This is a genomic window from Parvibaculum sp., from assembly GCF_035325945.1.
Lineage (GTDB): Bacteria > Pseudomonadota > Alphaproteobacteria > Parvibaculales > Parvibaculaceae > Parvibaculum.
This window is the reverse complement of sequence record NZ_DAOKYX010000008.1, coordinates 50,775-60,911: the sequence shown is the minus strand read 5'-3', so window position 1 is coordinate 60,911 and position 10,137 is coordinate 50,775. Positions and strand designations below refer to the sequence as shown.

Sequence of the window (10,137 nt, the reverse complement as noted above, 5' to 3'; positions counted from 1 at the left end):
TCGTGCCGCTGACCGCGACGCCCTCGGGCGAGCTTGCCATCGACGGCGAGGGCGCGACGGTCGACTGGCTCGTTCTCATGCGCCGTCTGCCCCGCGAGCGGATGCTCGACCGGGCGATCGGGGAGGGCACGGTCCGCCGCGACGAGATCGTTGCGGTCGCCGACCGGCTGGCGGCGTTCTACCGCGATGCCGAGCCCGCCGCGCTCACGGCCGAAGCCTTCGTGCGGCAATTCATCCATGAGCAGGCGACGACGAGAGCGGTGCTGACCGATCCTGCTTTCGGGCTCGACCACATGCGCGTTGCCGACATGCTCGGGCGCATCGAGGATGTGCTGCGCAACCGGGCCCATCTCCTCGCGTCGCGCGTCGAGCAGGGGCGCGTCGTCGAGGGGCATGGGGATTTGCGGCCCGAGCATGTCTGCCTCGGTCCGCCGCCCGTGGTGATAGATTGCCTCGAATTCAACCGCTCGCTGAGACTCGTCGATCCGCTCGACGAACTCACTTTTCTCGGCCTGGAGTGCAAGCGGCTCGGCGCCGGCTGGATCGGCCCCCTCATTCTCGCGCGCTATGCCGAGAGCAGAAGCGATCCGCCGCCGCAGGAACTCATCGCCTTTTACTGGCGCTATCGGGCCTGTCTGCGCGCGCGCCTCTCGCTCGTCCATATTCTCGAGCATGACCGGCGCAAGCCGGAGAAGTGGCTGCCGCTGGCGAAGCAATATCTCGCGCTCGCCGAGGCGCCGGAACTCAGTCCTGCCCTTCCTTGAGGGCATTGATCGAGCCGCCTTCATGGAGCCTGCGAATGGCTCTGGCAAAGAGCGGCGCCGCGCTCACGATTTCGATGCGCCCTTCCTCCATGACGGATTTAACAAGACGAAAGGGCGGCACCGTGTCGGAGATGCAGACGCTCGCAAGCGCCGGATTGCGCATGGCCGTGGATGCATCGCCCGTGAAAAGCCCGTGGGCGGCAAAGGCATGGGCCGCGCGCGCGCCCGCTTCCCGGCAGGCTTCGGCGGCGCGCACCATCGTGCCGCCACTGCTGATGAGATCGTCGATGACGAGCACATGCGCGTCCGCGACATCGCCGACGAGAAGATTTCCGCTCACCACGCCCGCGCTGCGGCGCTTTTCCATGAAGGCGCTGCCGACCGGGCGGCCGAGCGCCTCCTCCAGATATTCGCGGAAGATTTGCGCGCGCTTGACCCCGCCGGGATCGGGCGATGCGACGACGACGGGGCCTGCGCCTGCGAGTTTCGCCGCCCGCGCGGCAAAGAGCCTTCGCGTGTCGAGATGGACGGTCTCACAGCGGAACGCATTCTGGAAGGCGACGACATTGTGCACCTCGAGCGTCATCACCCGGTCCGTGCCCACCGCCTCGAAAAGTTCGGCCATGTAGCGGCTCGTGACGGGATCGCGCGGCTTCGTCTGCCGGTCCTTGCGTGCATAGGCGAGATAGGGAATGGCAGCCGTGACGCGGGCCGCCCCGTTCTCCTTCATCGTCGCTATGGCGAAGAGGAGGCGGCAGAGTTTGTCATGCGGCGACTGATCGGGGCCCCCATGAAGGCTCTGGACGATATAGACATCCTCGCCGCGCACGCTGACGAGAGGCCGCGTCTTGTGCTCGCCATCCTCGAATTCGCGTTCCTCATGCGCGTCGAGCCGGACGCCGAGAGCGGCCGCGACCTTCTCGCCGAAAGCCCGGCTGGCATTGAGAGCGAAGAGCTTCATGCAGGCAGTCTAGGCCGTGGACCGGCGGCGCGGCATGATCTCGATCAATTTCAGCGCTCCTTTGCGTGCCCCTCCGGCCAGACGAGACGCAATGCCGCCTCGCCATCCGGTTCGACATCGGCGCCGAAGCGCGCGCATTCGCGCGACAGCATGTTTTGAAGCCAGAGGCGCTCTTCGGCCGATGCCCGTTCGAGGCGGAACTTCCGCAGCCGGAAGGGAAGGAGAGAGAGCGACTTGAGCGTTCCGTCCGCCGGGTCGATCCGCGCGACATAGCCGAGCACGAGATCGCCGCGAAATGCCTCGTAGCCGCCGATGCCTTCATAGTCGTTCACGAAATCGCCGCAGCCATAGAGGATGAGCTTGCCGCGATGAACTTCGATCGCCTTCGGGTGGTGCGATGAGTGGCCGTGCAGAATATCGACACCGGCACGGTCGATGAGGGCATGCGCGAAGGCGATTTCCTCGGGCGAGAGATCGTAGCCCCAATTCCCGCCCCAATGGAGCGAGAGCGCGACGACATCGCCCGGCGCGCGGACGGAGGCGATGTGCCGGGCGAGGCCGTCGGCGCTCGCGTGAGAAAGATCGTCGAGGAGGAAGAGGCCGGGGCGCGTCTCGTGCGCCGCCCAGCTATCCGGCGTGCCGCTCGACGCCATGGCGGCGGCGAAGAGAAGGACACGCCCGCCGCGCGCCGGCGTGAGGATGGCGGGGGCAGCGGCCTCCGCCGCGCCGCGTCCCGCGCCGGCGGTTGCGATGCCGAGCCTGTGGAGCGTTTCCAGCGTCTCGATGAGGCCATCCTCGCCCCAATCCAGCGTGTGATTATTGGCAAGCGAGCAGGCATCGACCCTGAAGGCGCGGAGCGCCTCGGCGTTTCGCGGGTGCATTCTGTAGTTGATGCCCTTGGGGAGCGCGCTGCGCGAGACAGTCACCGCGGTTTCGAGATTGACGATCCTGAGGTCGGGGGCCAGCCGGTCGAGCGCCGCCGCCGCGTCTCCCCAGACATAGGCATAGCCCGCAGCGCGAGGGATCGCGCCATGGGCGGTCTCTGCGATCCGCACATAGTCTTCGGCCGAACGCATGTGACTTTCATAGATCCGCGGATCGCCGGGATGCGGCAGAATCCGGTCGATGCCGCGACCGAGCATGACATCCCCGGCAAGGAAAAGCCGGAGCGAACCATCGTCATCCGGCCGAGCGCTCATTGCGATCCCGACGCGCCGCCCGTTCGGGGCGGGGCGGGAGCGCGGGCGAGTAGCGTGTGCATCTCATCGTCTTCGAGCTGGCGGAAATCGCGATAGTAGGGGCTGATCGCCGTGAAATCGTCATGGGCCTCGAGGCAGACGACCTCGTCGGCCTCGTGCTTCAGCGCCGCGACCGTCTCGGTCGGCGCCACCGGTACGGCGAGCACGATCCTCTTCGGCTTCAATGCGCGAATGGCGAGGATCGCCGCCTTGATGGTCGCGCCGGTCGCAATGCCGTCATCGACGATGATCGCGGTGCGTCCGGCGACATCGACGCGCGGCCGGCCGGCGAGATAGGTTGCCCTGCGGCGCTTGATCTCCTCGATCTGGCGCTGCTTCTCTTCCTCGATCCGGGCCTGCGAAATGCCGAGCTGTGCGACGATTTTGCGATTGAGGACGAGTTGCGGCGGATCGCCATCGACGACCGCGCCGATGGCGAGTTCGGGCTGCCAGGGCGCGCCGAGCTTGCGCACGATGACGAGATCGAGCGGCGCATGGAGCCGGATGGCGATTTCGAGCGCGACCGGCAGCCCGCCGCGCGGCAGGGCGAGCACGCAAGGGTTTTGGGTCTTGAAGCGCGCGAGCTTCTCGCCCAGCTTCCGGCCCGCTTCCTCGCGATTGGCGAACATGGGGCCTCTCCTCTAGTGCAAATGAGTGAGGAACCAGTCCTGCGCCAGTTCGATGACCTGATCGAGCGTGCCGCGCTCCTCGAAGAGATGGGTCGCGCCGGGCACGATCTCGAGACGCCTGGTGCAATCGAGTTCTTCGAGGGCCGCGCGATTGAGCGCCAGGACGTCGGGATCATGCCCGCCGACGATGAGGAGCGTCGGGGCCTTGACGCCGGAGAGACTCTCGCCTGCGAGGTCCGGCCGCCCGCCCCGCGAGACGACCGCCTTGATCATCTTGGGCTCTCTGGCCGCCGCGACGAGCGCCGCCGCCGCGCCCGTGCTCGCGCCGAAGAGGCCGAGCGGCAGCCGCTGCGCGGCCGTCTTTGCCGCGAGCCATTCAGCGGCCGCCGCCAGCCGCCCGGAGAGGAGGTCGATATCGAACACATGGGCGCGAATGTCCGCCTCCTCCTCGCTCAGAAGATCGAAGAGCAGGGTGCCGAAGCCCGCCTTTCGCAGCGCGCTCGCGACATGGATGTTGCGCGGGCTGAGCCTGCTGCTGCCGCTGCCATGGGCGAAGATGACGATGCCGCGCGCCGCGCGCGGTATGTCGAGCGTTCCAGGCAGGCCGAGGGGCGGTATCCGCACCAGCTCGTGTGTCTCGGATGTGTCGCGATGGTCGGTCATGGCGGTGCCCATCTCGCCGCGGTTCCGGTGGAGAGAAAGGGGAAGCAATGACGCGCCAGGACGGCGCTCGCCGCATTGATTTCGCTCAAGCGGCCCAGGCGGAGCGCCGGGGCGGCGGTCGCGTTAACCAAAAATCAAGGCTGCGATTGAGCTTTCCGGGTCACTGTCCGATATTGGCACATGCCGTTGAGCCTGCCCGGCGGGCGAGGCCGGGCGGGGCAAATGGGGCAATGGCGGCATGCTGTTTCCGACTCTCGAGTTCGGAATTTTCTTTCTGATCGTCTTCACGATCAGCTGGGGGCTGCGCTGGACACCCGATCCCCGGAAATACTTTCTCGTCGGGGCCAGCTATTTCTTCTATGGCTGGTGGGACTGGCGCTTCACGGCGCTTCTCTTCGCAACGACGCTCATCAACTATCTGGGCGGGCTTGCGCTGGGTTCGCTCCGGCGGCCGGGGTTGAGAAAACTCGTCGTCGGGCTCACCGTGGCGGTCGATCTCGGCGTTCTCGCCTTCTTCAAATATTACGGCTTCTTCCTCACATCGCTCGACGAATTGCTGACGGCGCTGGGGCTTCAGCGCGATCTGCCCTTCATGGAAATCATCCTGCCGATCGGGATTTCCTTCTTCACCTTTCAGGGCATTTCCTATGTCGTCGATGTCTACAGGGGCCATGTGGCGGCCGAGCGTTCGCTGCTCGACGTGATGCTCTTCAAGTCGTTCTTTCCCCAGCTCGTCGCGGGCCCCATCGTGCGCGCGGCCGATTTCATCCCCCAGCTTCACGCGCCGGCTCGGCTCACGCGCGAGCATGTGGCCGTCGGCACCGTGCTCGTGCTGACCGGGCTCGCCAAGAAGATGGTGATCGCGAACTATCTTGCGACCGATCTCGTCGATCCGGTCTTCTTCGATCCGACGGCGGCAGGCTCGTTCGATCTGCTGATTGCCGTCTATGGCTATGCGATCCAGATCTATTGCGATTTTTCCGGCTATAGCGACATCGCCATCGGCATCGCGGCGCTTCTCGGCTACCGCTTCCGCGAGAATTTCAACCAGCCCTATCGCGCCTCGAGCCTCCAGGAATTCTGGCGGCGCTGGCACATCTCTCTTTCGACCTGGCTCAGGGACTATCTCTACATTCCGCTCGGGGGCAGCCGTTTCGGCGAAGCGAAGACCTATCGCAATCTCTTTCTCACCATGTTTCTCGGCGGCGTGTGGCATGGGGCGGCATGGAACTTCGTGTTCTGGGGTGCCTTTCATGGCGCCATGCTCGGCGTCGAGCGCTGGGTACGCGGCAGGCTCGACGAGCTGGTACCGCCGCAGGCGGACTATCCGGGCCTGATGACGAAGCTCGGCAACCGGCTTCAACATGGGATCGGCATCGTATGGACGTTCCACCTCGTCTGTTTCGCGTGGATATTCTTCCGCGCCGACAGTTTCGAGACGGCGGGCGCCTATCTCGCCGGGCTTGCGGGCTCCGCCGCGCAGAGCGCGCATGCGACGCCCTTCCTCGCCGGCCTCGTGCTTCTGGGGCTCGTCTTCCAGTTCACGCCACGCGATCTCGGGCGCGAACTCGCGCTCGGGATCAGGCGTCTTCCGTCGCCATTGCTCGGGCTTCTCCTCGGGGCGGGGATCGCGCTCATCTGGATGGTGGCGCCCGAAGGCGTCGCGCCGTTCATCTATTTCCAGTTCTGAGGTTCGGATGCTCGATCTCCTCGATGACCGGAACAGGGCGGATGAAAGGGTGGCGGCGGTGCGCGCCGCCGATCTCGAGGCCGAGACGGTGACGCGCGCCAATGTCGCGCTTTTCACCCGCGCCATGTGGATCGCCGTTCTGATGCTGCTCCTTCTCAACAGCGCCGCCCTTGTCACCGTGGTCAACGGCTTCGGCGTCGGGCCGGTGCAGGATGCGGTCGTCGCGCTTTCGGCAACCTGGAACGAGCAGATGGAGAAGAACGGCTTGTCGAGGCCCGGCATCGTCATCCGCGAGGCCGTCGAGCGCTGGCGGAATGTCGGCTGGGCCGAGCTTCACGCCGCGCTCGATGGAGCAGAGCCGCAACAGAACGCGCTCATGCTGCGGCGGGAGCCGCGAGGCTAGGCGGCCACTCGCAACTGCTCGATCAGATCGGCCGGAAAAATGCTCTCGAAGGGGCGGATGCCGTGGCGTGCGCGGATCTCGGCGATGGGCAGGTGCCACTCCTTCTCCCATTCGATCGCCATGAAAGAGGGCGCGGTGCGGCCATGCATCCATGCCTCGGCCGTGACCTGCATGATGAGGCCGAATGCCTCGCGCGAATTGAGAGCGGCGGAGGCCGCCGCCGTCGCCACGACCATGGCCGAATAATTGTGCCCGAACTGGGCGAGTTGAAAGGCCGAAATGCCGACCTCCTGCAGCACCGTCGTGCGATAGCCGGCCACGAGGTGCCAGACATCGTGCATTTGCAGGATGCGCGTATTGAGGTAGCGCAGCGCCGGGGGCAGGGCGGCAAGACCGATCGCCTCGCGGTCGAGCACTTCGAGATTGAAGCCATTGTCGAGAATGAGCCGGTAGAAGTCGTGGCCGAGCGAGCCTTCCGGCTGCGCGCCGAGTATGTCGAGCGTCAATGGCGGCGGGAGCTGGCGCGAGGCGGCGCCCGCCGCGCCGGGATGCGTTTCGGCGACCTTCAGCGCGCGGGCGCGGAAGCTCTCATGGAGAAGTCCGCCTAGGGATGCAATGCGCGCGGTCACTTCCTCGCCGCTGCCGGGGTTCGGATCGCCGACAAAGGCCCAGAAGGCCGCCCAGAAATCGGGGCCCGGAAAGCCCGGCGCCGAAAGCTCCGCAAGCGCTTCCTCCGTCGCGGGCGTGCTGGGCAGGCTGCCGGGCGCGTGCTCCAGCCATGCCTCGGCAATGGCGTCGAGAACATGCATGGCCGCGCCGGGGGTGACGAAGGCGACGCGCGCCATGGCGGCGGCAAGGCGCGTTGCTGCCCCTTCATCGCCCGATTTTGCCAGACGGGCCACCTCCGCCAGCGGCTCTCTCAAGGCGGCGGCCGCGTCGAAATCCGCGACCAGCCTTTCAAATTCGTGCTGTCTTGTCGTCATATCCAGTGCCGCCCCGCTTCTTTTCGGAGCGATGCTAGTCCGAACATAGACCTCGGTCTATTTTTATGTCAGGCGAAAAGCGCCTGACGGATCTGGCGGGCAAGGTCGGCGCGGCGATAGGGCTTCGTCAGAAGCTGCACCCCCGCATCGAGCTTGCCGTTATGGACGACGGCATTCTCCGTATAGCCCGTCGTATAGAGCACCTTGAGACGCGGATGGAGCAGGGCAGCCCGCTCTGCGAGCTGGCGCCCGTTGAGCCCGCCGGGAAGCACGACGTCGGTGAAGAGAAGGTCGATCGAAGCCCCGTCTTCACCCTCGAAGATGGCGAGGGCCGCTTCGGCATGGGGCGCCTCGAGCACCCGGTAGCCGAGGTCGCGAAGCTGCGCGCACACATAGGCGCGCACGGCCTCCTCGTCCTCCACGACGAGGATCGTTTCCTGGCCGTTGACGTCCGTCTCGTGAACCGCCTCGGGAATTTCGCGAACCGCCGTTCCTTCGGCGCTTTTCGGCAGATAGATGCGGATGGTGGTGCCCTGTCCGGCCTCGCTGTATATCTTGATGTGCCCCTGTGACTGCTTGACGAAGCCATAGACCATGCTGAGGCCGAGGCCCGAGCCCTTGCCCGTCGGCTTTGTGGTGAAGAAGGGGTCGAATGCCTTCTCCATGACAGCGGGCGTCATGCCCGTACCTGAATCCGAGACGGCGACGAGCACATAGTCCCCCGGCGTGGCGGCGGGATTGAGGGCCGCGTAATCGGCGTCGAGATGAACATTGCTCGTCTCGATCGTCAGCATGCCGCCATCCGGCATGGCGTCGCGCGCGTTGAGCGCCAGATTGAGGAGGGCCGATTCCATCTGGGCGGGATCGGCGGACACATGCCAGAGGCCGGGCGCCGTATCGAGGCGCACGCGCACATCCTCGCCGAGCGTTCGGCCGATGAGATCGGTCAACTGGGTGACGAGCGTGTTGACGTCAAGCTCGGTCGGCCGCAGCACCTGGCGGCGCGCGAAGGCGAGCATGCGGTGCGTGAGTTCGGAGCCGCGCTGGGCGGCCTGTTCGATCATCCCGGCGAGATGGCGCAGTTCCGGCCGGTCCGCCAGCCGCTCGACCAGCACTTCGGCATTTCCGAGCATGACGGTCAGCAGGTTGTTGAAGTCATGCGCGACGCCGCCCGTGAGCCGGCCGATCGATTCCATCTTCTGCGCCTGAACGAGCTGGGCCGCCGTCTTCAGTTCTTCGGTCTTGTCGCGGCTGATCGCGATATAGGCGTGCTGCGCATCGTCGGCGAGGCGAATGGCGGCGGCATGGGACTCGATCCAGTGGCGGTCGCCATTGCAATCGACGAGCTGATAGGTGATCGATTCCCTTCTGCCGTCGATGACGGAAAGAATATGCGCCCTGAAGCGTTCGTGATCCTCCTCGGCGACGAAATCGAGGACGTCGGCGCCTCGCACGCTTTCGATATCGGGTGCGCACATGAGTTCGGCGCCCGCGCGGTTGATGTCGACGAAGCGCAGGTCGCGGTCGAGAATCTTCACACAGCCGGGTTCGGTATCGAGTATCCGCCTTAGGCGCTCGCTCGTCTGGCGCAGATCGCTGTCGCGCTCGGCAAGGGCGCTGGCCATCTCGTTGAAGCTGTTCGAGAGCATGCCGATCTCGTCTCTCCGGCTGGTGGCCGGAAGGCGGACGGAGAAATCGCCCCGCCGCAACTGACGTGCGGCCGCATGTATCTGCCGAATGGGGCGCAGCATGGTGCGCGAGAGAAAGATATAGGTGCCCGTCAGTATGAGAAGGAAGACGAGGCCGATGGCGGCTCCTGATGCCTTGAGCGGCGTCAGGAGCGTGGCGATGTCGCGCTTCGCCGGCACGCCGATGATGATGGATATGGACTTCGTCGGCTGGGTTGCGATGCCGGGGATGAGCGCGCCGCGCGCATAGATGCCTGTCGAGGCGTAGAACCGGCGAGAGCCGTCGAGCCCTGTGCCTTCCATGACGAACCGCGTCGCGGCGGAAGCGCCGCGCGCCGCGATCGGCCAATGGGTCATGTTCTCGCCCGGCGTCGCGGAACCGGCCGGGTGATCGACGAGCAGGTTTCCATCCTGATCGATGACGGTAACGGTGGAGCCCGCCGGAAGGCTCGGCAGGCGGATCACGCTCTCGATATAGGCCGTTTCGAGCGATGCGAAGATGATCTGGGCGATCGAGCCATCCGGCTTTTTCAGCGGCATGCTGAAGGTGATGATCTGCTTGCCGTTGACGGGGTTGATCTGGAAATTGCCGACGGCGGGCGCGCCGGTCTGCATCGTGCGCTTGAACCAGACGGCATCCCTGTGATTGACCGGGTGTGGGGCCTTGAGCGCGCTGCAATAGAGATCGCCCGCGGGGGTGACGGCGCCGATATTGGAATAGCCAAGCGAGCTGTTCAGGAAGAAGCGGGCGACATCGCTGCAATCCTTCGGGTTCATGCCCTGCACGCGCTGAAAGCCTGACATGGCCTGCAGCGTCGAGAAGCCGTTGCGCACGATCTGCGTGCCGATCGAGCCGGTGAAGTCGCCAAGGCGTTTCGCGGACTCGAAGGCCAGCTTCTCCGCCACCTGCTGGTACTGCTCGATGGTCCAGATGCCGACAAGCCCGCCGAGCGCGAGGCAAAGCCCGAGAAAGCCGAGAACCCTCGCAGTCACGCCTGCCCTGAAATATGCCAGCACCTTGCCCCCCGAATGCTGTCTTCCCCTCATTAGTGAAGGCGCTCCGGGAGAATCTGTCCAGTGCCGTCTGGGTAAATGGGGCCGGGTGGAAAAAAGCCCCG

Annotated in this window: 9 protein-coding genes; 3 read left to right on the top strand and 6 right to left on the bottom strand. The window is 65.5% G+C overall.

Going from position 1 to position 10,137, the window contains the following annotated elements; genetic code table 11:
* Positions 1-764, top strand: a 764-nt coding sequence (locus PKA57_RS06405) for a hypothetical protein (protein ID WP_324298680.1), incomplete at its 5' end; no start/stop codon positions are given.
* On the opposite strand, the gene prs is transcribed toward PKA57_RS06405, so the two are convergent.
* From prs to PKA57_RS06385, 4 genes are read right to left on the bottom strand one after another with little or no spacing between them, the layout of a single operon-like run.
* Positions 745-1,725, bottom strand: a complete 981-nt coding sequence (prs, locus tag PKA57_RS06400; protein ID WP_324298677.1) for a ribose-phosphate diphosphokinase — start codon at positions 1,723-1,725, stop codon at positions 745-747. The genes PKA57_RS06405 and prs overlap by 20 nt on opposite strands.
* Positions 1,726-1,775: 50 nt before the next feature.
* Entirely contained in the window at positions 1,776-2,924 is a 1,149-nt protein-coding gene (locus PKA57_RS06395) for a CapA family protein (protein ID WP_324298675.1), read from the bottom strand.
* Complete coding sequence (locus PKA57_RS06390; protein WP_324298673.1) at positions 2,921-3,592, bottom strand: phosphoribosyltransferase; 672 nt, start codon at positions 3,590-3,592, stop codon at positions 2,921-2,923. The genes PKA57_RS06395 and PKA57_RS06390 overlap by 4 nt, the downstream gene beginning before the upstream one ends.
* A 12-nt stretch (positions 3,593-3,604) precedes the next feature.
* Complete coding sequence (locus PKA57_RS06385; RefSeq protein WP_324298672.1) at positions 3,605-4,255, bottom strand: dienelactone hydrolase family protein; 651 nt, start codon at positions 4,253-4,255, stop codon at positions 3,605-3,607.
* Positions 4,256-4,493: 238 nt separating this feature from the next.
* On the opposite strand from PKA57_RS06385, the gene PKA57_RS06380 reads away from it, so the two are divergent.
* Positions 4,494-5,945 carry an MBOAT family protein gene (locus tag PKA57_RS06380; protein ID WP_324298670.1) on the top strand — a complete coding sequence of 484 codons (1,452 nt, stop codon included), beginning with the start codon at positions 4,494-4,496 and terminating at the stop codon, positions 5,943-5,945.
* A 7-nt stretch (positions 5,946-5,952) separates the two neighbouring features.
* On the top strand, positions 5,953-6,348 hold the full coding sequence (locus tag PKA57_RS06375; protein ID WP_324298669.1) for a hypothetical protein: 396 nt from the start codon (positions 5,953-5,955) through the stop codon (positions 6,346-6,348).
* Here the strand turns inward: PKA57_RS06375 and PKA57_RS06370 are convergent.
* Complete coding sequence (locus PKA57_RS06370; protein ID WP_324298668.1) at positions 6,345-7,331, bottom strand: Coq4 family protein; 987 nt, start codon at positions 7,329-7,331, stop codon at positions 6,345-6,347. The two genes, PKA57_RS06375 and PKA57_RS06370, sit on opposite strands and share 4 nt — an antisense overlap.
* Positions 7,332-7,399: 68 nt before the next feature.
* Complete coding sequence (locus tag PKA57_RS06365) at positions 7,400-10,036, bottom strand: ATP-binding protein (RefSeq protein WP_324298667.1); 2,637 nt, start codon at positions 10,034-10,036, stop codon at positions 7,400-7,402.
* Between the last annotated feature and the right edge of the window lie 101 nt (positions 10,037-10,137).